Annotated in this window: 19 protein-coding genes; 14 read left to right on the plus strand and 5 right to left on the minus strand. The window is 50.2% G+C overall.

Going from position 1 to position 22,494, the window contains the following annotated elements; all coding sequences use genetic code 11:
• Positions 1-8 precede the first annotated feature (8 nt).
• Together KD147_RS05720 and KD147_RS05725 are read left to right on the plus strand one after the other, a co-directional pair.
• Positions 9-629 carry a thiol:disulfide interchange protein DsbA/DsbL gene (locus tag KD147_RS05720; protein ID WP_212547197.1) on the plus strand — a complete coding sequence of 207 codons (621 nt, stop codon included), beginning with the start codon at positions 9-11 and terminating at the stop codon, positions 627-629.
• A 16-nt stretch (positions 630-645) separates the two neighbouring features.
• Entirely contained in the window at positions 646-1,278 is a 633-nt protein-coding gene (locus KD147_RS05725; RefSeq protein WP_105253611.1) for a thiol:disulfide interchange protein DsbA/DsbL, read from the plus strand.
• Positions 1,279-1,329: 51 nt separating this feature from the next.
• Here the strand turns inward: KD147_RS05725 and trmA are convergent, their stop codons facing one another.
• Positions 1,330-2,427 (minus strand): tRNA (uridine(54)-C5)-methyltransferase TrmA, encoded by a 1,098-nt coding sequence (trmA, locus tag KD147_RS05730; RefSeq protein WP_212547198.1) that lies wholly within the window; start codon positions 2,425-2,427, stop codon positions 1,330-1,332.
• 680 nt (positions 2,428-3,107) lie between these two features.
• On the opposite strand from trmA, the gene KD147_RS05735 reads away from it, so the two are divergent.
• The 4 genes from KD147_RS05735 (at position 3,108) to KD147_RS05750 (ending at position 9,135) form a co-directional block, all read left to right on the plus strand.
• Complete coding sequence (locus tag KD147_RS05735) at positions 3,108-4,163, plus strand: OmpA family protein (RefSeq protein WP_212547199.1); 1,056 nt, start codon at positions 3,108-3,110, stop codon at positions 4,161-4,163.
• Positions 4,164-4,423: 260 nt separating this feature from the next.
• The gene (gene acnB, locus KD147_RS05740; protein WP_212547200.1) at positions 4,424-7,021 is read left to right on the plus strand and encodes a bifunctional aconitate hydratase 2/2-methylisocitrate dehydratase; all 2,598 of its coding nucleotides are present in this window, start codon (positions 4,424-4,426) and stop codon (positions 7,019-7,021) included.
• Positions 7,022-7,254: 233 nt separating this feature from the next.
• A complete protein-coding gene (locus tag KD147_RS05745) occupies positions 7,255-7,887 on the plus strand; it encodes a 2OG-Fe dioxygenase family protein (RefSeq protein ID WP_105253616.1) in 633 nt (210 codons plus the stop codon).
• A 9-nt stretch (positions 7,888-7,896) separates the two neighbouring features.
• Positions 7,897-9,135: a cysteine desulfurase-like protein gene (locus KD147_RS05750; RefSeq protein WP_212547201.1), complete on the plus strand. Its 1,239-nt coding sequence runs from the start codon at positions 7,897-7,899 to the stop codon at positions 9,133-9,135.
• 60 nt (positions 9,136-9,195) lie between these two features.
• Here the strand turns inward: KD147_RS05750 and KD147_RS05755 are convergent, their stop codons facing one another.
• A complete protein-coding gene (locus KD147_RS05755) occupies positions 9,196-9,900 on the minus strand; it encodes a 2OG-Fe(II) oxygenase (protein WP_212547202.1) in 705 nt (234 codons plus the stop codon).
• A gap of 28 nt (positions 9,901-9,928) precedes the next feature.
• Here KD147_RS05755 and KD147_RS05760 point away from each other — a divergent pair, with 28 nt between their 5' ends.
• Entirely contained in the window at positions 9,929-10,333 is a 405-nt protein-coding gene (locus KD147_RS05760) for an acyl-CoA thioesterase (RefSeq protein ID WP_212547203.1), read from the plus strand.
• On the opposite strand, the gene KD147_RS05765 is transcribed toward KD147_RS05760, so the two are convergent.
• Positions 10,330-11,262: a hypothetical protein gene (locus tag KD147_RS05765; RefSeq protein WP_212547204.1), complete on the minus strand. Its 933-nt coding sequence runs from the start codon at positions 11,260-11,262 to the stop codon at positions 10,330-10,332. The two genes, KD147_RS05760 and KD147_RS05765, sit on opposite strands and share 4 nt — an antisense overlap.
• A 50-nt stretch (positions 11,263-11,312) precedes the next feature.
• Positions 11,313-14,138: an excinuclease ABC subunit UvrA gene (gene uvrA / locus KD147_RS05770; protein WP_105253620.1), complete on the minus strand. Its 2,826-nt coding sequence runs from the start codon at positions 14,136-14,138 to the stop codon at positions 11,313-11,315.
• Between the two features lie 295 nt (positions 14,139-14,433).
• Between uvrA and KD147_RS05775 the strand changes: the two genes are divergently transcribed.
• The 3 genes from KD147_RS05775 to KD147_RS05785 all read left to right on the plus strand — a co-directional run bounded on the left by KD147_RS05775 (position 14,434) and on the right by KD147_RS05785 (position 18,282).
• Positions 14,434-15,801, plus strand: coding sequence for an MFS transporter (locus KD147_RS05775; RefSeq protein WP_212547205.1), 1,368 nt, complete (start codon positions 14,434-14,436; stop codon positions 15,799-15,801).
• Positions 15,802-15,820: 19 nt separating this feature from the next.
• Positions 15,821-16,501: a single-stranded DNA-binding protein gene (gene ssb, locus KD147_RS05780; RefSeq protein ID WP_212547206.1), complete on the plus strand. Its 681-nt coding sequence runs from the start codon at positions 15,821-15,823 to the stop codon at positions 16,499-16,501.
• 197 nt (positions 16,502-16,698) lie between these two features.
• Entirely contained in the window at positions 16,699-18,282 is a 1,584-nt protein-coding gene (locus KD147_RS05785; protein ID WP_212547207.1) for an EAL domain-containing protein, read from the plus strand.
• Here KD147_RS05785 and KD147_RS05790 read toward each other — a convergent pair.
• Positions 18,266-19,174 carry a 1-aminocyclopropane-1-carboxylate deaminase/D-cysteine desulfhydrase gene (locus KD147_RS05790; protein ID WP_212547208.1) on the minus strand — a complete coding sequence of 303 codons (909 nt, stop codon included), beginning with the start codon at positions 19,172-19,174 and terminating at the stop codon, positions 18,266-18,268. The two genes, KD147_RS05785 and KD147_RS05790, sit on opposite strands and share 17 nt — an antisense overlap.
• A 399-nt stretch (positions 19,175-19,573) precedes the next feature.
• Here KD147_RS05790 and KD147_RS05795 point away from each other — a divergent pair, with 399 nt between their 5' ends.
• Genes KD147_RS05795 through KD147_RS05810 form a run of 4 tightly spaced genes read left to right on the plus strand, consistent with a single transcriptional unit; the run spans position 19,574 to position 22,494 of the window.
• Complete coding sequence (locus KD147_RS05795; protein WP_105253626.1) at positions 19,574-20,617, plus strand: rod shape-determining protein; 1,044 nt, start codon at positions 19,574-19,576, stop codon at positions 20,615-20,617.
• Positions 20,617-21,465 (plus strand): rod shape-determining protein MreC, encoded by an 849-nt coding sequence (mreC, locus tag KD147_RS05800; protein WP_105253627.1) that lies wholly within the window; start codon positions 20,617-20,619, stop codon positions 21,463-21,465. The genes KD147_RS05795 and mreC overlap by 1 nt, the downstream gene beginning before the upstream one ends.
• The gene (mreD, locus tag KD147_RS05805) at positions 21,458-21,934 is read left to right on the plus strand and encodes a rod shape-determining protein MreD (protein ID WP_212547209.1); all 477 of its coding nucleotides are present in this window, start codon (positions 21,458-21,460) and stop codon (positions 21,932-21,934) included. The genes mreC and mreD overlap by 8 nt, the downstream gene beginning before the upstream one ends.
• 2 nt (positions 21,935-21,936) lie before the next feature.
• On the plus strand, positions 21,937-22,494 hold the full coding sequence (locus tag KD147_RS05810; RefSeq protein ID WP_212547210.1) for a Maf family protein: 558 nt from the start codon (positions 21,937-21,939) through the stop codon (positions 22,492-22,494).

Below are 22,494 nucleotides of genomic sequence, written 5' to 3' on the forward strand. Positions count from 1 at the left end.
AGACGATTATGATAAAAACACTAACACGTTCGTTATTACTACTTTGTTTACCCGTAGCCGCCTGGGCAGCGGACTTTAAAGCAGGTGAGCATTACCAAGTGCTCGACACCAAGGCCTCGGAAAGTGACAAGGTAACCGAGTTCTTTTCTTTTTACTGCCCTCATTGCTATCGCCTTGAGCCGGCGGTCGATGCGCTTAAGGACGCCTTGCCAAAAGACGTGCCCTTGATTAAAAGTCATGTAAACTTTTTACGTTTAGACAAAGCGGCGCAAAACCGTCTGACTACGGCCTACCTAATTGCTGAGCAGGAAGGTAAGGGCGATCAGGTTGCCGCCGCTATTTTCAAAAGTATTCACCTTCAACGTGAGCCCCTGCAATCTCAACAAGCGGTAGAAAAATTACTGGCAGAGCAGGGAATTAGCGCCGAGCGTTATGCCATGCTTTCGACCAGCATGCCGGTATTAGCCGGTGAGAAAGCGGCGCTGGAAGCACAAGAAGCCTATACCAAGGCCGGTGCCCTAACGGGCGTGCCTACCATTATTGTTAACGACAAATACAAGGTGCACGTACACACTGTGAAGTCGCAACAAGAGCTTAATGAGCTCGTTAACCACCTTTTAGAAAAATAATTTGGAGAATAAAGGTATGAAGAAGTTTATCGCCCTAGCCCTAATGGTGCTGGCATTACCTTTGACAGCATTGGCAGCTCAGTTCGAAGAGGGCACTCATTATGAAGTGGTCTCCGAGCGTGCCAGCCGTAAACCGGAAGTAAAAGAGTTCTTTTCTTTCTATTGCCCGGCTTGTAACGCCTACGAGGGCTTGCTTAAAGATGTTAAGCCTAAAATTAACGAAGGCGTGAGTTTTAAGCGCAGCCATGTAAACTTTATGGGTGGCCGCACCCCGGAAAACCAGGATATGCTTTCACAAGCGCTGGCAACGGCCAGTGTTTTACCAGAAAAAGAATTATTGGTTGCCGCCATCTTTAACCATATTCACAACAAGCGCTCCAAGTTTAATGAAGTGGCCGATGTGAAAGACGTATTTGTGGCCAATGGCGTTGATGCCGAAAAGTTCGACAAGTTATTTGAAGGCTTTGCGGTACGCACTAAAGCCTCAAAGATGCAGCGCGATCAAGAATACTATAAAGAAAAGGGTGCCCTTAAAGGCGTGCCTACCTTTATCGTAAACGGTAAATATCGTTTGATCTTAGGCCGTGATTCTGGCGTTACCGAGCCGGAAGATATTGCCGAGCTGATCAACTTCTTAGCCAAGAAGTAAGTACAGCCCATGATAAAAAAACCGCATCTTGATGCGGTTTTTTTTATGTCTTTATTTACGTGTTAGGTAGACCCCGGATTCCACATGATGGGTGTAGGGGAATTGATCAAAAATAGCAAAACGGGCGATTTCATGGGTTTGCGTCAGTATCTCCAGATCGCGTTCCAGGGTCTCCGGGTTACAGGAAATATAGATGATATTGTCGTACTCGCTGGTAAGCTTACAGGTCAGCTCATCCATGCCGGCCCGCGGTGGATCGACCAATATGGTTTGGCAGTCATAGCTATGCAGGTCGATATTGCCCAAGCGGGTAAAGGTGCGTTCCTTACGCATTGCCTGGGTAAACTCTTCGCTACTCATACGGATAATATCCAGGTTCTCGACCTTGTTGGCGGCAATATTATATTGCGCCGAGTGTACCGATGACTTGGAAATTTCCGTGGCCAGCACGCGATTAAACGAACCTGCCAGGGCGATTGAGAAGTTACCATTTCCACAGTAGAGCTCAAGGAGGTCATTGCTCAAGGGGGCGCAGATATCCTGAGCCCAGGCCAACATAAGCTCATTAACCTTGGCATTGGGTTGGGTAAAGCTGTTTTCTACCTGCTGATAGGTATAGCTGTGACCATTAACCTCAAGTTCTTCAATCACGTAATCAGTGGCCAGTACCTGCTTTTGTTTGCGGGCGCGACCAATAAGCTCGACATTAAAGCGTTGCTGCAGTCGGGTTTGCAACTCCTGTGCTGCGGCTAGCCACTGCTCATCTAACGGCTTGTGGTAGAGCAGGCTGATCAGAGCGTTACCGCTAAGGGTAGTTAGATAATCGATTTGGAACAGCTTACGGCGCATCACCTCGTTATCTTTGAGCTCGGCGATCATAGCGCTCATTAGCTCATTGATCAGCTCGGCACCCGGGTCGAAGCGCTCAACGCGCACTTTTTCTTTGCTCTGTTGATCGAACATAATGTGGTAAAGGTCATCGCCATCGTGCCAGACGCGGAATTCCGCACGTTGCCGGTAATGTTTCGGGGCCGAGGCAAATACTTCTAACTTATTGACACCAAAGCGAGAAAATTGGGCAAGAATGCGCTCTTCTTTTTCTGTTAATTGCTGATCGTACCCTGACTCGTCGATTTCTATTACTGGCATGAAAACCTCTACTAATGTATGTGCGCCGCTATTGTAGGTAGCTGCGCCCAATTGTCCAGTAACAAGTGCCATATTCTTGTGCGTTTTTTCTACAGTTTTGTTTTCGAACTCCAGGGCTGAAGGGTTTAGCAAGGGCCTTATCCTGCCTGAATACCTTGCGTGTAAACTAATGTGTCGAAATGCATTTAATGAATAAACCTGGCAAACGGGTCTAATCGTTATTAGCTGTTATTACCTCCGTTAGGTGCATGTTTTCAAATTTGGTACTTAGGTTTAACGGCTGCGGTTAAATAAACCTCAGTTCTTGGACAGGGCCGGTGGCAAGTGGCTTTGCTCATAAATAGCACTTTGCAAAGTGCCAGGATTTTTACTACTTTTATACTAAAATCATCTTATATTCAGGAACATAATGCTTTAATATAGCGTACCTGATTAAGTTAAGAAGCGAAGTTACTTAATTAGTCTACAATGTAGATGTGTTGGAACCTGTTAGCTCGGATCTAGACCTGGTGTGTATAGCACCTGCGATAAAAGCAAGAAATGTCGGCTGATAGATTAATGAATCATCGGAATATAACTAAGTAAGAGGCACAAGATGGACCCCTTACTTGGCGCATTAAGCATGTAAATGACCTTGCCTTAATGTGCATAATCGATAATCGTAAAATGGGATGGAAACAATGAAAATCAAATCACTTTCTGCAGCTATCGTATTAGCAATGGCATCACAAGCGGCCGTTGCTGAAGAACAGAAAAACCCTCACGAAGGTATTCACATTGGTGTGTTTGCCGATTACTTCTGGGCTGACTGGGATAACATTCAGGGCGCAACCCCTGCCAATGTAGCTCTTGGTGAGTCTTTCGGTTCAGGTATCGAAGTAGGCTACCGCTTCAACGAGTACTGGACTGCACGTCTAGAATTTGCAGCTCTGGAACTTGATAAAGAAAATTCAGATAACCACAAAACCGGTGAGCGTTACGGTGCCGATGTACTGTATCACTTCAACGACACTTTTTACGGTGTACTAGGTGCGAAGAAGTTTGACGTATACGACGACTTTAACGCGGCGAACCTAGGTTTCGGTTTCCGTAGCCACTTCCGCTACAACTGGGCATTTTTCGGTGAAGCCAATTACTACGAAGGCTTAAACCAGAACCATTCAGATTTCGGTCTAAAACTGGGCGTTAGCTATCACTTCGGTGACAAGCCCGAGCCTAAAAAGGTAGAGCCAGCACCGGTAGTTGTTGCTCCTAAGCCAGAGCCAAAAGACACGGACAAAGACGGCGTACTTGATGCCAACGATAAGTGTGCAAACACACCTATGGAAGATGCAGTAGATGCGTCTGGTTGTACTCGTTACATGGAAAAGGGTGACAAGGTTAGCTTGTTAGTGCGTTTCCCGCACGACAACTCTGACGTAAACCAGCGTTACTTGGATGATATCCAGAAAGTAGCTGATTTCATGAATAAGTACCCACAAACTAACGTACTACTTGAAGGCCATGCTTCAGCGGTAGGCGATGCCGGTTACAACAAAAAGCTTTCTAAGAAGCGTGCTGACGGCGTTGCTAAGCAACTAATCAATGATGGTATCTCGGCTTCTCGTGTTGAGACCGTTGGTATGGGTGAAGAGCGTTTGCTTAACCCTGCAAACACCAAAGAAGCTCACGCTGAAAACCGTCGCGTTGAAGCGCACATCTCAGTTACTGAGCGTGTAAGCATCAAACGTAACTAATAGTAGGTTATTACCAACCTATAATGAAAAGCCCGGCGGATGCCGGGCTTTTTGCAAATAATTATTACTCAACATTCACAGGCATATAGTTTTCCTGCCTCTTACATTCACACCATTTATAGCGACTATTTTGCTACTAGGCGGCGACGCCAATTTTCTTCTATCTTTAAAGCCTTTATAATTGCTATCGTGTCAAAATTCTATAAGTAGTATGGACGCGTCGAAGTCTGCTACTTTCACGTCACCAAGAGGGCATAATTGTGCTTCAAGAATATCGTAAACATGTTGAAGAGCGTGCAGCCCAAGGTATTGTGCCTGCACCATTAGATGCTCAGCAAACTGCTGACCTGATCGAATTAATCAAAAATCCACCTGCCGGTGAAGAAGAGTTTATCCTAGACCTTCTTGTTAACCGTGTACCGCCTGGCGTAGATGACGCCGCCTATGTAAAAGCGGGCTTCCTAGCCGCCGTTGCAAAAGGTGAAGCGCAGTCGCCACTAATTAATAAAGAAAAAGCGGCAGAGCTACTTGGCACCATGCTAGGTGGTTACAACATCGAGCCTATGGTTGGTCTGTTAGACGACGCTGAGCTAGCGCCGATCGCCGTTAAAGGCCTATCACACACCCTGCTTATGTTTGATGCCTTCTACGACGTAGAAGAAAAAGCCAAAGCGGGTAACGAATTTGCTAAGCAAGTCATCGAGTCTTGGGCAAACGCCGAGTGGTTCCTTGAGAAGCCGGCTGTGCCAGAGAAGATCTCTGTAACCGTGTTCAAGGTAACCGGTGAAACTAATACAGATGACCTTTCTCCTGCTCCAGATGCCTGGTCTCGTCCGGATATCCCACTGCATGCACTGGCTATGCTTAAGAACGAGCGCGATGGTATCAACCCTGATAAAGCCGGTGAAATCGGTCCAATCGCCCAGCTTGAAGAGCTTAAAACCAAGGGTCTACCACTAGCCTATGTAGGTGACGTTGTGGGTACGGGTTCATCACGTAAGTCGGCGACTAACTCGGTACTTTGGTTCATGGGTGATGACATTCCTCACGTACCAAACAAGCGCGTTGGCGGTGTATGTCTAGGCGGTAAGATTGCACCTATTTTCTTCAATACCATGGAAGACTCAGGTGCACTACCTATCGAGTTGAACGTTGATGACATGAATATGGGTGATCAAATCGATATCTACCCGTATGAAGGTGTGGTTAAGCGTCACAGTACCGACGAAGTTATCTCTACGTTCAAGATGAAGTCAGACGTGATCCTTGATGAAGTGCGCGCCGGTGGCCGTATTCCACTCATCATCGGTCGTGGTCTAACAGACAAAGCACGTGCATCTCTAGGTATGGAAGCCGAAGACATCTTCCGTAAGCCTGCTCTTGTTACCGATTCTGGTAAGGGCTTCACCCTGGCTCAGAAGATGGTTGGTAAAGCATGTAACATGCCTGGCGTTCGCCCTGGTCAATACTGTGAGCCTAAGATGACCACGGTTGGTTCGCAAGATACCACAGGTCCTATGACTCGTGACGAACTGAAAGACCTTGCTTGTCTTGGCTTCTCTGCTGACCTAACTATGCAGTCTTTCTGTCACACGTCTGCGTATCCTAAGCCTATCGACGTAAACACGCACCACACACTACCTGATTTCATCATGAACCGTGGTGGTGTATCGCTACGTCCAGGTGACGGTGTAATCCACTCATGGCTAAACCGTATGCTTCTTCCTGATACCGTAGGTACAGGTGGTGACTCGCATACTCGCTTCCCTCTAGGTATTTCATTCCCAGCGGGTTCTGGTGCGGTTGCATTCGCAGCGGCAACAGGTGTTATGCCACTGGATATGCCAGAGTCGGTACTAGTACGTTTCAAAGGCGAAATGCAGCCGGGCATCACCCTACGTGACCTAGTACACGCAATTCCTTACTACGGTATCAAGCAAGGCCTGCTTACCGTTGAGAAGAAGGGTAAGATCAACGAATTCTCTGGTCGCGTACTAGAGATCGAAGGTGTTGAGCACCTAACCGTTGAGCAAGCGTTCGAGCTGTCAGATGCCTCTGCCGAGCGTTCAGCCGCAGGTTGTACCGTTAAGCTAAGCAAAGAGTCTATCTCTGAGTACCTAGAGTCAAACATCGTTATGCTTAAGTGGATGATCGCTGAAGGCTACGGTGATGTACGTACTATCGAGCGTCGTATCAACGCGATGCAAGAGTGGTTGGCTAACCCAGAGCTTATGGAAGCCGACAAAGACGCAGAATACGCGCACGTAATTGAAATTGACCTGGCGGAAATCAAAGAGCCAATTCTTTGTGCTCCTAATGACCCGGATGACGCACGTCTTCTTTCAGACGTAACTGGCGAGAAGATCGACGAAGTATTCATCGGTTCATGTATGACTAACATCGGCCACTTCCGTGCCGCTGGTAAGCTGCTAGACAACTTCGGTGGTCGTCTACCAACCCAACTTTGGGTTGCACCACCTACTAAGATGGATAAAGACCAACTTACCGACGAAGGTTACTACGGTATCTTCGGTCGTGTAGGCGCGCGTATCGAAACTCCAGGATGTTCATTGTGTATGGGTAACCAGGCACGTGTTGCTGATAAGGCAACGGTTGTTTCTACCTCTACGCGTAACTTCCCTAACCGTCTAGGTACAGGTGCAAACGTATTCCTAGCATCTGCCGAGCTTGCAGCGGTAGCCGCAATTCTAGGTAAGCTACCTACACCTGCGGAATATCAAGAATACGCGGAGAAGATCAACGCAACAGCGGCTGATACTTACCGTTACTTGAACTTCCACAAGATGCCTCAATACACGAAGAAAGCGGATAACGTGATTATCCAGCAAGCCGTGTAATCAGCATTGGTGATAAAAGCCCGCTTACCTAGCGGGCTTTTTTATGTTTAAAATTCGTTAAAATAGAATATGGATTTTCGTAATTTTTCATATTGTTAATGTGTAATTCTTTTAACTTAAATTTAAAGGTTTTTTTATTCAAATTGATATCAAAATTGTCGCTAAATGAAATCAAACCTGCGACGGAAATAGCTTAAAATCCCCGCCAATTTTCTTATCAAGGCAGGATCTTTATGACTTCGTTAAATAACCAGAACCTTCTGCAACTTCGTTTCATTGACCAGTCTCATATTGACGCGGTAAAGCCTTCTTTCGACCATCTTCCCGATAACCCCTATGCCGATGGTGCCTTCCGTAAGCGTCGTTATTCAGTGATCAAGGTGCAACAGGGTGAACTCACCCTTCAGCCTACTAAAGCCTTTGTACAAGATGATTCCATCAATACCTTCCAGGGCAATGTTGAGCGTACCTACGAAAACCTCGACGCAGACTTGCTCGCCAGCGAAGGCATGAAGCGCATTGTGGCCGAGTTTATTGCCATGACAGGTATCGACGCCGATCGTGATATCGAAATTCACCAGTTCCGTATGTTGGCCATCGACAGCGATACGCCGCCGGCTCCAGAAGGTATTCATCAGGATGGCTTTGACCATGTGTGTATATGCGGTGTGTCTCATGAAAACATCGCCGGTGGCGAGCTATTGGTGTATGAGCACAAAGAAGCCAAGCCGTGTTTCAAGATGGAAATCAAAGACGGCATGTTCGCACTTATCGACGATCGCCAGGTGTGGCACAACGCCACCCCCATGAATAAGCTGGATGAGTCGAAGATCGGCTACCTTGATTGTTTTGTGCTGACTGCGTAAGGAATGATGATGAATCTAGTCTCTCTACGTAGCCAGTTTCCAGCCTTAATGCAGCAAGTAAACGGCGAATCGCCAATCTTTTTTGATGGCCCCGGTGGCGCGCAAGTACCCCAATCAGTATTAGATGCCATGGCGGCTTACCTGGGTTTTTATAATTCAAACCTGGGCGGCGCGTTTTTCTCCAGCGATAAAACCGTGGCGGTGATGAGCGAGGCTCGTCAGGCCATTGCTGACCTGCTTAACAGCCCTAGCTCGGAGCAAATCGTCTTCGGCGCTAATATGACTAGCCTGACCTTTAGCTTTAGTCGTGCACTCTCACGCGGCTGGCAGGGCGGTGATGAGATCATAGTGACCAATGCGGATCACTTCTCCAATGTGTCTTCGTGGCGTCAGGCCGCCGAGGATAAAGGAGCCACTGTGCATGCGCTACGTATTAACGAAGCGGATTGCACCCTGGATATGGCGCACTTCGAGTCATTGCTTAATGCCAATACCAAGCTGGTCGCCGTAACCTATGCGTCGAACACCACGGGCTCAATCAATGATGTGAAGCGTATTATCGAGTTGGCGCATCAGCATGGCGCCTTAGTGTACGTGGATGCGGTTCACTATGCTCCACATGAGCTGGTGGATGTGCAGGCGCTGGATTGTGATTTCCTTGCTTGTTCGGCCTATAAATTCTTCGGTCCTCATGTGGGTATCGTTTACGGTAAGCGTGAGCATTTGGAAAACTTCACCCCCTACAAGGTAGAGCCGGCGAAAGATGTAGTACCGGGTCGTTGGGAGACGGGCACGCAAAGCTTCGAAGGCCTGGCCGGTGTGGTTGCCGCCGTTGAGTATATTGCTTCGCTGAGCGGCCTGGATGCGCAACTGCCGCGTCGTCAGCGTCTTGAAGCGGCATTTGCCAACAGCAAAGAGCACGAAATGGGGTTAAGCAAGCACTTCCTTACACGGCTAAAAGAGTTTCCACAGATCTCGCTGTTCGGTATTGATGATATGGAGCGTCTGGCCGAGCGTACGCCGACCTTTGCCCTTACCTTTGACGGCTTAGAGCCACGTCAGGTATCCGAGTTCTTAGGCAAGCAGCATGTCTGTGTATGGGACGGTAATTTCTATGCCCAGGGTTTGTGTGAGCAATTAGGTGTAATGGACAAGGGCGGTGTGGTGCGTATCGGTTGTATGCACTACAACAGCATCGAAGAAATCGATCGCTTATTTACCCTGTTCGGCGAGCTACTCGGCTCATAGCGCTTCGCCCAAGATCAAAAAAGGCTGCCTAGGCAGCCTTTTTTGATCTTGGGCGATGGGTTATTTTTGTGGTTGGCCGTAGATTTGCTCGGCGCGATTAAACAACACCCAAGAGGTAAGAATGTACTTGTCATTCGACAAGGGTTTGTTGCCGCGGTGGGTATGGGTAAAGTAGGCCGGTGCGACCACCATGGTGCCGCGTTTTGGAGCGATTTTACGCTTTTGATAGTAAAACTCGGTTTCGCCGCCTTCGCTGACATCGTTCAAGTAGAACATAAACAGCAGGACGCGGTGTAAGGCTTCGTTATGGCCGGTTTGTGGATAGACCTCACTGTGCCAGTAAGGATACCCGCCTTTATTGATCTCGTATTTCTGCGCTTGAATACTGCCTAAACGAAACAGCTGTTGCATCAAGGTACCCAGTTGCGGTTTCGCCACCTCTTCAAAGTTGTCCTGGTTCAGCGCCACCGGTTTACCGGTTTTTGGGTGGAAGACCTGTAAGCCAAAGGCGCCAATCATCATAAACAAATGTTCTTCAACATAACGCATCACGTGCTGCGCGGTGACCTGCTGAATATGCTGCAAGTGCTGCTGGTACTCTGGGTGGGCATTGAGGTAAAGGTCTTTACTGTCTTTTTTACTTAAATCTATGCCGCCAGAGGTGGTACCCTGCTTCAAATGCGGGCTCTGCTCGAACAGGTCGATAAACTGACTACAAAAAGTGTCACTAAGCGCGTTATCATAAACGCCAATGAAGTCTGTCATGACTGCAACCTTACCTATTGGAATTATTATGCTTATTGAAAAAGTTCAGCCCAGATTTAGTGAAACGGATGTCCTCGGGCACATTAACAATACAGTACTACCGGTGTGGTTTGAAGCCGCCCGCACGCCTATTTTTAAAATCTTTACCCCAGATCTTAATCCACATCAATGGCGCTTGATTGTTGCTAAGGTGGAAGTGACCTTTTTGGGCGAGCTTTTCTATGGCCAGGAAGTGGAAGTGAAAACCATGATCGAGCGCATCGGCTCCAGCTCTTTTGTGATCAAACAACAAGCTTGGCAGCATGGGCAGTGTTGTGCCGAGGGTAAGACGGTGATGGTGCGTTATAACTTCGAAAACAAAGCGTCACAAGCCTTAAGCGAAGACGAAAAGTCGCAACTTAGCCAGCATCTCGAGACGGCGCAAGAGCGTTAGGGAGTGGCGGGAAAGGCCGGAGAAACACACCGTTTTGTTTCAAAGCGAACACCATACTGCGCTTGATCATCCTCGAAGAGCTCAACAATTTCATAATCATTGAGCTCAACCACCTTACTATTTTTGCTTTTCGCGCAGCGCGAGAAGCTGTCTGCCTCCCAATTGTAGGCAAACTGGGCAACCAGGATTTTGATCCATTTGTCGGAATCCTTGCCCGGCTCGGCAATGTTTGCTTCAAGGTGCATGGTCGCCGGTGCCTCTTGTGTTTGTTCTGCATTGGGTTCTTGCTCCTTACTCATCTCTTTTTCAAAGCTCGCACTGACCTGATCTATGACATCACCGGCGTTGTCGAAATCCCCTGAGGTTACCACTAGGTTGGCCGTGACAATAACACATAAAACAAAGCGGGCGATGGCGGTTTGAATGGGTCGTTTCGTGCTGTCCAAAAAGTGCAAGCCAAAGCGCTGGAAAGGTCTGAGTAAGAGTAACACCAAGATGTAAAGGGGAAGCACCAGCTGGAGAAGAAGCAAGGCGATAACCGAAAGCGCTAACATCCAACTGGGCAGGTACAGCAAGATAGCAAAGTTATGGGTATAGTCGAAATGGCTTGCCGCCACGCCGGTGACTTCATTTACCGTGCCAGCTGCATTCGCCAGCACAAAATTGGCTATGGTACCGTAAAACAGTAAGAGAATGGCTTTACCGGGAAGTGAGTGAAAAAGCTGAAGAAAGCCCGGCCAGAACTCAATGGTTAAAGCCGCCACTGTGCATGCCGTTGTCAGCCAGATACTGACGGGAGAGAGCAACAAAGCGACCGCGTACAGGCGTTGTGCTAGGGTCAATGCTTGCCAAAATTTTTTAAAGCCTAGTTTAAGGTTTCTCGTATTTCGGGCTGTTTTTGCTTTGAGGCGTAATAAGGGGGCCGTCATGATAAGCCTGAATATTTTCTTTATTTATTCAGACTTTACCCCCTAATTGCTTATTTTGCCAACAATGGCTTGAGATAGTGCCCGGTATGGGAGCGCTCATGCGCAGCTACCTCTTCCGGGGTACCGGCGACGAGAATTTCACCGCCACCGCTGCCGCCTTCCGGCCCCAAATCAACAATCCAGTCGGCGGTTTTGATCACATCCAGGTTATGCTCAATCACCACTATGGTATTGCCGTGGTCGCGCAGGCGGTGCAATACCGTCAGCAGTTGCTGAATATCATGGAAGTGCAGGCCGGTAGTGGGCTCATCCAAGATATACAGGGTTTTACCCGTGTCGCGCTTGGACAGCTCTCGGGCCAGTTTCACACGCTGCGCCTCACCGCCGGATAAGGTGGTTGCCGCCTGTCCCAGGCGAATATAGGACAAGCCCACATCCATCAGGGTTTGCAGCTTACGATTGATAGCAGGAATGGCATCGAAAAATTCGCGCGCGTCTTCCACCGTCATTTCCAGCACCTGATGGATGTTTTTACCCTTGTAGAGGACTTCCAGAGTTTCGCGGTTATAGCGTTTGCCCTGACACACATCGCAAGGCACATACACATCCGGCAGGAAGTGCATTTCCACCTTGATCACGCCATCGCCCTGACAGGCCTCACAGCGTCCGCCCTTAACGTTAAAGCTAAAGCGACCTACCTTGTAGCCACGCGAGCGTGACTCTTGAGTGCCGGCGAAAAGTTCACGTATGGCGGTGAAAATACCCGTATAGGTGGCCGGGTTTGAGCGTGGCGTACGGCCGATAGGGCTTTGGTCGATATCGATAACCTTATCGAAATGATCCAGGCCGGTAATTTCTTTATGCGGCGCCGGCTCAACCGCGGTGGCGCCGTTGAGCTCGGTGTGTGCCACCTTAAACAAGGTGTCATTAACCAGGGTCGACTTACCCGAACCGGAGACTCCGGTAATACAGGTCATCAGGCCGAATGGGATGCGCAAGTCGACATTCTTGAGGTTATTGCCGGTGGCGCCAAACAGTTCCAGCCATTTCTCGTTAGTCGGGTGGCGCTCCTTGGGCACGGCGATTTCCTTGACGCCGCTGAGGTATTGGCCGGTTAACGAGTCCGGATTATTCATGATGTCGTCGCGCGAGCCTTCGGCCACCACGTGGCCGCCATGGACACCGGCGCCCGGGCCGATATCGATAATGTAGTCGGCGGCGCGAATGGCGTCTTCATCGTGCTCCACCACTAGTACTGTATTGCCGAGGTCGCGCAGGCGCGTCAGGGTTTGCAGCAGGCGGTCGTTATCGCGCTGGTGCAAGCCGATAGAAGGCTCGTCCAACACATACATAACCCCGACTAGGCCGGCACCGATTTGGCTGGCTAGACGAATACGCTGGGCTTCGCCCCCGGAGAGGGTATCGGCACTGCGCTCCAGGGATAAATAGTTCAGGCCGACATTGACTAAGAAGGATAAGCGGTCGCGAATTTCTTTAAGGATCTTATCGGCAATCTGTGCTTTTTGGCCACTGAATTCCAGGCTGTCGAAATAGTCGAAGGCCTGGCCTATGCTCATCAGGGTCACCTTAGGCAGGTTAGTCTCGTCGATAAAGACGTTACGTGCTTCCTGACGTAAGCGTGAGCCGCTGCAACTGGGGCAGGCCTGTGAGGTTTGATACTTGGCCAACTCCTCACGCACCGAATTGGACTCGGTTTCATGGTAGCGGCGCTGCATATTATTGAGCACGCCCTCGAATTCATGATTACGGGTGATTAGATCGCCGCGGTCGTTACGATAATGGAAGGCGACCTTGTCCTTGCCAGAACCCTCCAGTACCACCTTTTTGGCCTCATCACTTAAATTTTGGAAGGGCGTATCCAAATCAAATTGATAATGCTCGGCCACAGATTGCAGCATTTGGAAATAGTAGAAGCTGCGCTTGTCCCAGCCCTTAATGGCACCACCGGCGAGGCTTAGCTCGGGGTTATGCACCACACGGTGAGGGTCGAAATACTGGCGTACACCTAGACCATCACAGGTTTGACAGGCACCGGCCGGGTTATTGAAGGAGAATAGTCTTGGCTCAAGCTCGCTCATGGCATAGCCGCAGCTTGGGCAGGCAAAGTTGGCGGAGAACACCAGCTCTTCTTCAAGGGAGTCGTCCATGGCGGCCACCTGGGCAACGCCACCGGAGAGCTCCAGCGCGGTTTCGAAGGACTCGGCTAAACGTTGTTGCTGCCCTTCTTTCACCTTTAAGCGGTCAACCACCACTTCTATGGTGTGCTTTTTATGTAGCTCTAACGGCGGAGGATCGGACAGGTCACAGACTTCACCATCGATGCGAGCGCGGATATAGCCTTGTGCTGCCAGTTGCTCAAGCAGCTTAACATGCTCACCCTTACGGTTTTTCACCACGGGTGCCAACAACATCAGCTTGCTGCCCTCGGGCAGGGCTAGGACGTGATCCACCATCTGGCTGATGGTTTGCGCCGCCAACGGCAGGTGATGGGTTGGACAGCGTGGCTCGCCAACGCGGGCAAACAACAAACGCAGGTAATCGTATATCTCGGTGATGGTGCCCACGGTTGAACGCGGGTTATGGGAAGTCGACTTCTGCTCGATGGAAATAGCCGGCGACAGGCCTTCGATATGATCCACATCTGGCTTTTCCATCAGCGACAAAAACTGACGCGCGTAGGCCGATAAGGACTCCACATATCGTCTTTGCCCTTCGGCATACAGGGTGTCGAAGGCGAGGGACGATTTGCCCGAGCCCGATAATCCGGTAATGACGATCAACTTATCCCGAGGTATGGTTAGGTTGATGTTTTTGAGGTTATGGGTGCGTGCACCGCGAACTTCGATATTATCCATTCTCCGCCTGTTTCCCGAGCTGCTTATTAACCTGTAAGTATCGCATAGTTTGGCATTACTTAGCGACGCTTTCTTGTCCTTTCGTCTGGCCGACACGCGCTTAGCTTATAAGCAAGTCCGGGAGATTTGGATCACTCTTGAATGATCCGGGTGGCAACTTAAGGCGCCGCAAAGCGGCTCTTATTCATGCCTTGGCTCTGGCTAAATTCGTTGCCAGGCATGTCCTAATGGCGGGCGATTATGCTATCATCGCCGGCCAAGATAGTATTTGTCATCAGCTGATTATTAATCCGTCATGTCTGCATCCCATTTAAATAGTGTTGAAAAGCGCGCCGCGCTGTCGCTGGCGAGCGTCTTTGCCTTTCGTATGCTTGGCCTCTTTATGTTGATGCCGGTGCTGGCCATTTATGGTCAGGATCTCAGTGGCTTTTCGCCTTTGTGGATCGGGCTTGCCATCGGCGCTTACGGCCTCACGCAGGCGCTGCTGCAAATTCCTATGGGCTGGCTATCCGACCGCTTCGGTCGTAAACGCATTATTATTGCCGGATTAATTATCTTCACCCTGGGCTCAGTGATCGCGGCTTTAGCAGAGTCCATGTATATGCTGACCCTGGGGCGAGCGCTGCAGGGCATGGGTGCTATTGCCAGTGCCTTATTGGCCTTGGCCGCCGATTTAAGCCGCGACGAACAGCGCCCCAAGGTGATGGCGGTGATTGGCATGAGCATCGGCATGAGCTTTGCGATAGCCATGTTGCTCGGTCCCATGGTGGCGGCCAGCTTTGGTGTCTCCGGTATTTTTTGGTTAACGGCAGCACTGGCCCTGGTGGGAATGGCCATTGTTGTGTGGCTGGTACCGAGTGCGGTTAACCGGGCACCAAAGGGGGAAACCTCGGTGACCTTGGCGGATGTGGGTAAGTTGATCCGTCATCCGGATCTGGCCCGTTTGGACTTGGGGGTGTTGTTTTTGCACCTAACCCTGACCACCATTTTTGTATCCTTGCCGCCGCAGCTAATTAAAGACGGTTTACCAGCTGCTCAGCATTGGCAGCTGTATATTCCTGTGTTTATTTTATCTTTTGTGCTTATGGTGCCTATGATGATAGTAGCGGTGGCCAAGCAAAAGGAAAAAACACTGTTTTTGGTGGCCATCCTGATGTTGATTGCCAGTATGCTGGGCTTGGTGATTGGAGCCAGCTCTGTCTATATGATAGCCCTGTGTATGGTGTTGTATTTTATCGCCTTTAACTTTTTAGAGGCGACCATGCCTGCCCTGGTATCGCGTCAGTCTCCGGCTAACCAAAAGGGTTCGGCCATGGGCGTGTTCTCATCATCCCAGTTTATCGGGGCCTTTTTGGGCGGTATTCTGGGTGGTTTTGTGGCTCAGCGTGGCACCCCTGAGATGGTGTTTGCGGCCGCCGCCTTGGTTGGGTTAATATGGTTCGTCATTGCTGTAAAAATGCGAGTACCGCCGCGTAGTAAAATTATCAGTTTGCTAAGTGCAGTTGGCAGCGAACAGGATGCACAACAATTAGCGGCGCAATTGGTGGAGCTACCGGGCGTGCTTGAAGCCACGGTGGTATGTGATGAAAACCGTAGCTACCTTAAGGTAGACGAGAAGAAATTTGATTTACAGGCGGCTCAAGAGCTGGTCGCCTCAGCGTAAAAAGTAGGAGTATATATCCATGGCGCGCGGTATTAATAAAGTGATTTTAGTGGGCAACCTGGGTCAAGACCCTGAAGTTCGCTACATGCCTAACGGCAATGGCGTTGCTAACATTAGCATCGCGACCAGCGACAGCTGGAAGGATAAGAACACGGGTCAAATGCAAGAGCGTACCGAATGGCACCGCGTGGTATTGTTCGGTAAATTGGCCGAGGTAGCCGGCGAGTACTTACGTAAAGGCTCACAGGTTTATATTGAAGGTAAATTACAAACTCGTAAATGGACCGACCAAAGCGGTCAGGAAAAATACACCACGGAAATCGTGGTCGACGGTTTCGACGGCAAAATGCAGATGCTGGGCGGTCGTGGTGAGAATCCAGGTGGCGGCCAAGGCGGTTACCAAGGTGGTCAACAGCAAGGCGGCTTCGGTGGCGGCCAGGCACAAAACCAGGGTGGCCAGCAAGGTGGTGGTTATGGCCAATCACAACAGCAAGGCTATGCACAGCAGGGTAACCAAGGCATGCAGCAAGCTGCCCCACAACAAGGTGGCCAACAAGGCGGTGGTTATGGCAACCAGCAGGGCGGCCAACAAGGTGGCCAACAAGGCGGCTTTGCTCCTAAGCCACAAAATGCTCCTCAAGGTGGCGCTGCTAACCCAATGGAACCACCAATCGATTTCGATGACGATATTCCGTTCTAAGGTGAGTCGGCTTGCTTAAGCAAGCTTATTGAAATCTAGATAGTTTCTTCTGAAGGCCCCGTAATACGGGGCTTTTTTATGGTCTCGCACTTGAGCTTCCCCTATACATGGACAACACTTTAGTCATGAGTAACTAAGACTAATAGACCTTGGGTTTGTCCATTTTTACAAAGTATCAAAGGCTTGGCTTAACCTGCATGATTGGGGCGCTGGTGATGGTGTTGATCAACGCCATTTTGGTGTGGGCCTTGATGCAGGAACGGCAATCACAATTACAGCAACTGGAAACACGGCTTGAGCAATTGGGCAGTGTCAGTGAGCAGGTTGTGTCCTCGGCCTTGGCGCCTTATGGCTTATCGAGCAAGGCGCAAAAGGGCAGCTTTGTGATGCCGGTGCAATTTGATCTGGCATTGAGCTCAGGGTCGCTCAAGGTTTACAGTAAGCCATTGTGGCTGCAGCACAGCCATTGGTTTATTGCCATTAATGTCTTGTTGCTTATTTTCTTATGGCGCACGGTACATTGGCTGCGCGAGACCGAGTGGCGTTCGGCCAGGGCGCTGACTCGTTACGGCGGACAGAAAAAAGAAGCCGCTGATAAAGACACGCCCCCGGCCAGTGCCAATATGTTGGGAGTCAACCAGCTTCATCAGAGCGTTTTTGCCATTGTTTATTGCCAGCGTTTGAGCTCGGTGGCGTCCGGGATTGCCAGTTTATTCGAAGCCCTGCTGCAAGAACAGTTGCAGCATCAGCAACGGGTGTCGGTGAGCATACTTAATTCGGGTTGCTTTGCCATTACGGTTAAAGAGGTGGCCTATAAGCAGCTGGAGAGTCACCTGCAAAATTTCAGTGCCATGGCGCTAAAATGCTGCCGTAGTCTATTGCCCGATCTACGTCGTTCCGAGGTCAAAGTCGGTCTCTGTAACTATCGCAGTGGTGCCGATCAGGCGGTGGTGTACCAGCTTTGCCAATCGGCACTAGCACTGGCTCGCCAGAGTGAACATAAACATTGTTACCGCATTCCCTTTAGTCATAATCACTCCATGTTACTGGCCGCCAAGTCGTGTTCCTTGGTCGATGCCATCAACAACGAGCAATTCGTGTGTTTCTTCCAGCCGGTGTTCGACTTGTACAATGAGGAAATTATTCATCACGAAACCCTGCTGCGCATTCGCCACCCTCAGCTTGGGCTTATTTCTCCCGAGTATTTACTCAGTCACAGCACGCCCGAAAGTGCCGCGCGCAGCGTGGATATTGCCGTACTCAGGCGTTTAGAAACCATGCTTAAGAGCGAGCAGCTCCAGGCCGATATTAGTTTAAATATTCACCCCAGCTCCTGGCTTGATGACGATTTTTGGCGGCGTTTAGGGGAGTTTTTAGAGCAACACCCCAGGGTCTGCTTGGAATGCCCGGCGGCCTTGTTGGCCAAACAACCCAGGCTGATCGCTAAGCGTTTAAAAAGTACTCCGCCCTGCCAGCGTGGCGTTATTGTTGATCAGTTAAGCAAGTGGCCCACCGATGCTTTAAACACCCTGAAGGTGCCCATTAAGGCGATTAAGTTGGCCAGCGAATTGATCAGTCATGTGGATACGGACAGGCATATTCAGCGCCGGGTTTTATCTTATGTCGCCAATGCTCAGCGTTTGGGGATCACTGTTTACGCGGTCGGCATTGAGCGCCATCAACAGGCCGAGGTACTTAAACAGCTGGGAGTGCAAGGCGCGCAAGGTTTTTATTTTACCGGTACCATAAATCAACTTAGCGCCTTCAATTTGTCCCAATAAGACCGCGATACCTGAGCCCGTCCTTGCCCTGCAAACCACCAGTATGAATGGCAATAATATGACTGCCACTGGGAAAGTAGTCCTGCTCTATCAATTGCCAGAGGGCATAGAGCATTTTACCGCTGTAGATGGGCTCGAGGGGCACCTTGTGGGTGCGTTCAAACCATTGGCAAAAGCGCCATAGCTCGGGGCTAAAACGTCCATAACCAGCATCGTGATGATCACAGAGTAAACGCCAATCGCAGTTGGGACTAGGTTGCAGCTTGGCGATTTGCGTTTTTAGGTATTCGGCATTTTTCAATACCGCTATGCCCATGACCTGGGTCTGTGTTTGCCCGGACAGCAACCCCGCCAGGGTGCCGCCACTGCCGGTGGCACAGACTAAAAACTGATGTTCCGGCAGGCTATTGGCCAGCTCAGCGACCCCCTTTAAGGCAGCGGCATTGGTTCCGCCTTCGGGTAGGATAAAAGCCTTGGTAAAGCGCTGCTGTAATTGCTCTAGATACTCCGGGCTATTGCGCTGGCGATATTCGATGCGAGTGACTGGATGCAGTTGCATGCCGCAGGCCTTGGCGAAGCGTAGCGTCGGGTTACGTTGATCCAATTGCGGGCCGCGCACTATGGCTCTCGTTGAAAGGCGGAATATTTTGCCGGCGGCAGCACTGGCGTAAAGGTGATTGGAAAAGGCGCCGCCAAAGGTCAGCAGTTCCGATTTTCCGGAGTGAGCGAAGGCGACCAGGTTGTACTTTAACTTACGCCACTTGTTGCCATGGATAATGGGGTGCAGCAAATCGTCACGTTTAATACTTAAGCGAACACCGTGTTTGGTTAGCAACGCATCCTGAATCTGCTGCAGGGGGGATTCGGGGATTGTATTTTCGACCAGGTTCATGGGTAACCCTGTTTACTCGCTATGGGTATTTACAATGTGGATGCTGCGCTATTATCCGTTGCAACCAGGGTAAAAGCCAGTCTCAACCTAGGATCCGACACTTTTATCCCAGAGTCAGCTACTGTTAAGCGCAGAGGTGGACAATGGGCGCCCAATGGCGGCGCCTGCGCTGAAGAGGTAGAGCTGTCGTGCATTGCTTTGCGCAGCTTGTCGCAGGCGGGTCAGCACTATACTACTTTATGCGTATGTCGCCAGATGCCGTCAAAGTTGTGCACATACGGCACTTAACGCGCTGTTTTTTAGAAACCAAAGCAAGCTTTATGTTGCCGCGACGCAGTTGCATTGGTAAAGTGTCCCAAGCTTTCAGATAATAAGAATTTTCAAAGGTCAACCAGTCCCATGTTCAAGAAACTCCGTGGTCTTTTCTCCAACGATCTATCGATCGACTTGGGTACAGCGAATACCCTGATTTATGTAAAAGAAGAAGGCATCGTCCTTAACGAACCTTCGGTAGTAGCCATTCGCCAAGAACGTGCTGGTGGACCGAAAAGTGTGGCTTCGGTGGGAACTGAAGCAAAACAAATGCTAGGGCGTACTCCGGGTAATATTAAAGCCATTCGTCCCATGAAAGACGGCGTTATCGCCGATTTTTATGTGACCGAAAAAATGCTTCAGCACTTTATTAAGCAAGTGCACAACAATAATTTCTTGCGTCCTAGCCCACGAGTCCTAATTTGTGTGCCCTGTGGCGCTACTCAGGTTGAAAAACGTGCTATTCGCGAGTCGGCCATGGGAGCCGGTGCCCGCGAGGTGTACCTTATCGAAGAGCCGATGGCGGCAGCCATTGGTGCCGGATTACCGGTATCTGAAGCAACGGGTTCTATGGTGGTCGATATCGGTGGTGGTACCACGGAAGTTGCCATTATTTCATTGAACGGTGTTGTGTATTCATCATCGGTGCGCATCGGTGGTGATAAGTTTGATGAAGCCATTATCAACTATGTACGTCGTAATTTTGGTAGCCTGATCGGTGAAGCCACGGCGGAGCAAATCAAGCATGAGATCGGTTCGGCCTTTAAGACCGACGAAGTGAAAGAAATAGAAGTGCGTGGTCGTAACCTGGCCGAAGGTGTGCCGCGTTCGTTCACACTGAACTCGCACGAGATCCTAGAAGCCCTACAAGAGCCGTTAATGGGCATAGTGAGTGCCGTGATGGTGGCGCTGGAGCAATCGCCGCCAGAGTTGGCATCGGATATTTCTGCACACGGCATGGTCTTAACCGGCGGTGGCGCACTACTGAAAGATTTGGATCGCTTACTGATGGAAGAAACCGGCATCCCTGTAGTGGTGGCCGACGATCCTCTGACCTGTGTGGCTCGAGGCGGCGGTAAAGCCCTGGAAATGATCGATATGCACGGTGGTGACGTATTTAGCTACGACTAATGAATCTATTATTTGGTCGCACTATTTCAATGCAACTGCGATTAACCATCGCAGTTGTGCTTAGTGTCATACTTATCCTTGGGGATCGCTACACCAGTGGCGGAACCGCAGTCCGTACCTCGCTTAATACCCTGGTCAGCCCTTTGCTTTATCTGGCCAATCTTCCCTATGAGTTGCTTTCGACCAGCGCTAAAAATCTGACCTCCCGCGATCAACTGCTAAAAGAAAACGAAGCCCTAAAAAACAAGCAATTATTGCAAAGCGAACAGTTGCAGCAATATGCCTTCTTGGCCCAGGAAAACGAAAAGCTGCGCGCCTTATTGGGTTCAAATCCACGACAGCAGCAAGGTAAACTGGTTGCCCAGGTGTTATCCGTACACTCGAATCCTTACAGTCACCAGGTGGTGATCAATAAAGGGACCTCGGATGGTTTGCGCGAAGGCCTGGCTGTTATCGATGAGCTGGGTGTGGTTGGTCAGGTGATCCAGGTCGGCGCTAGCACCAGCCGCGTCTTGCTGATCACCGATACCACCCATGCTACCCCGGTGCGAGTGCTGCGAAACAATGTGCGCACCGTGGTTGAGGGCATGGGTAAGATCTCCAGCGTTAAACTCTCTCATGTCCCCCATAGCTTGGATATTCGCATTGGCGATGTGCTGTTAAGTTCGGGACTTGGGGAGCGCTTTCCCGAGGGCTATCCGGTTGCTGTGGTAACCCATATTAATCGTGATGAGGGTCGCCCCTTTGCGCAAATCTACGCGCAGCCAGTGGCGCAGCTCGATCGCATTCGACTATTGCTGGTGTTAACCGATACACCCCAGATGCAAGAGGTAAAGATCGATGAGTAAGCAGTATGGGCTCATTGTCTTAAGCGTCTTTTTCTCCTTGGTGATGGCGCTGATGCCCTTGCCGATTTCCATGGAATCGTTTCGTCCCGACTGGGTACTTCTGGTTTTGATGTATTGGTCTTTGGCCCTGCCACACCGCGTCAATATCGGTGCAGCCTGGGTAACTGGGTTGATCATCGACCTGGCTACCGGCTCTCCGCTTGGGGTGCACTCGCTCACCTACGCGGTGACCATCTACATCACCGCCAGCAATTATCAAAAGCTGCGTAATTTTTCGATTTGGCAGCAAGGCTTATTAGTGGCCGTATTCCTGGCCTTGCATCACCTGTTGCAGTTCTGGCTCCATCACTTTCTTTTGGATGTCTACTTTTCGCCACAATACCTGTGGCCGATATTAACCGGTGCCATTTGTTGGCCCTGGCTGTTTTTGCTGCTGCGTAAATACCGACGTCATTTTCGGATCCGTTAATCATGAAGCCAATCTATCTTGCCTCGCAGTCGCCTCGGCGCCGCGAGCTTTTAGCGCAACTGGGCGTTGAATTTGAACAGTTTTCCGTGGATGCCGACGAGCGCCCCCTGAATGGCGAAAGCGCCTTGGCACTGGCCGAGCGACTGGCTCGCCTCAAGGCTGAAACCGGCGTTGCTCTTGGCTATCACGACCGCCCGGTGCTGGGCAGCGATACCGTGGTGGTATGCGACGGGCAAATCATGGGTAAACCGCGTGACTTTGACGACTTTGCAGGCATGATGGGCCAACTCAGTGGCCGCAGTCATGAGGTGCTGACCGCGGTGGCCCTGGCGGACACAGAGCACACTAGGAGTGTGGTGGTAGGCACTCAGGTCACCTTCAAGCAACTGAGCGAAGCGGAAATAGCCGCCTACTGGCACAGTGGCGAACCGCATGACAAGGCCGGAGGCTACGGCATTCAAGGGCGCGCGGGGGCTTTTGTCACCCACCTTAGCGGTAGCTATTTTGCGGTGATGGGGTTACCTTTGTATGAGACACAAAAATTACTAGCTGAATTTTAG

This window comes from Pseudoalteromonas sp. BDTF-M6 (assembly GCF_018334135.1).
Lineage (GTDB): Bacteria > Pseudomonadota > Gammaproteobacteria > Enterobacterales > Alteromonadaceae > Pseudoalteromonas.

Bases quoted from the DNA above. Each gene is read 5' to 3' on its own strand.
- KD147_RS05720 (WP_212547197.1), top strand. From the start codon at position 9: ATGATAAAAACACTAACACGTTCGTTATTACTACTTTGTTTACCCGTA.
- KD147_RS05725 (WP_105253611.1), top strand. From the start codon at position 646: ATGAAGAAGTTTATCGCCCTAGCCCTAATGGTGCTGGCATTACCTTTG.
- trmA (WP_212547198.1), bottom strand. From the start codon at position 2,427: ATGCCAGTAATAGAAATCGACGAGTCAGGGTACGATCAGCAATTAACA.
- KD147_RS05735 (WP_212547199.1), top strand. From the start codon at position 3,108: ATGAAAATCAAATCACTTTCTGCAGCTATCGTATTAGCAATGGCATCA.
- KD147_RS05745 (WP_105253616.1), top strand. From the start codon at position 7,255: ATGACTTCGTTAAATAACCAGAACCTTCTGCAACTTCGTTTCATTGAC.
- KD147_RS05750 (WP_212547201.1), top strand. From the start codon at position 7,897: ATGAATCTAGTCTCTCTACGTAGCCAGTTTCCAGCCTTAATGCAGCAA.
- KD147_RS05755 (WP_212547202.1), bottom strand. From the start codon at position 9,900: ATGACAGACTTCATTGGCGTTTATGATAACGCGCTTAGTGACACTTTT.
- KD147_RS05760 (WP_212547203.1), top strand. From the start codon at position 9,929: ATGCTTATTGAAAAAGTTCAGCCCAGATTTAGTGAAACGGATGTCCTC.
- KD147_RS05765 (WP_212547204.1), bottom strand. From the start codon at position 11,262: ATGACGGCCCCCTTATTACGCCTCAAAGCAAAAACAGCCCGAAATACG.
- uvrA (WP_105253620.1), bottom strand. From the start codon at position 14,138: ATGGATAATATCGAAGTTCGCGGTGCACGCACCCATAACCTCAAAAAC.
- KD147_RS05775 (WP_212547205.1), top strand. From the start codon at position 14,434: ATGTCTGCATCCCATTTAAATAGTGTTGAAAAGCGCGCCGCGCTGTCG.
- ssb (WP_212547206.1), top strand. From the start codon at position 15,821: ATGGCGCGCGGTATTAATAAAGTGATTTTAGTGGGCAACCTGGGTCAA.
- KD147_RS05785 (WP_212547207.1), top strand. From the start codon at position 16,699: ATGATTGGGGCGCTGGTGATGGTGTTGATCAACGCCATTTTGGTGTGG.
- KD147_RS05790 (WP_212547208.1), bottom strand. From the start codon at position 19,174: ATGAACCTGGTCGAAAATACAATCCCCGAATCCCCCCTGCAGCAGATT.
- KD147_RS05795 (WP_105253626.1), top strand. From the start codon at position 19,574: ATGTTCAAGAAACTCCGTGGTCTTTTCTCCAACGATCTATCGATCGAC.
- mreC (WP_105253627.1), top strand. From the start codon at position 20,617: ATGAATCTATTATTTGGTCGCACTATTTCAATGCAACTGCGATTAACC.
- mreD (WP_212547209.1), top strand. From the start codon at position 21,458: ATGAGTAAGCAGTATGGGCTCATTGTCTTAAGCGTCTTTTTCTCCTTG.
- KD147_RS05810 (WP_212547210.1), top strand. From the start codon at position 21,937: ATGAAGCCAATCTATCTTGCCTCGCAGTCGCCTCGGCGCCGCGAGCTT.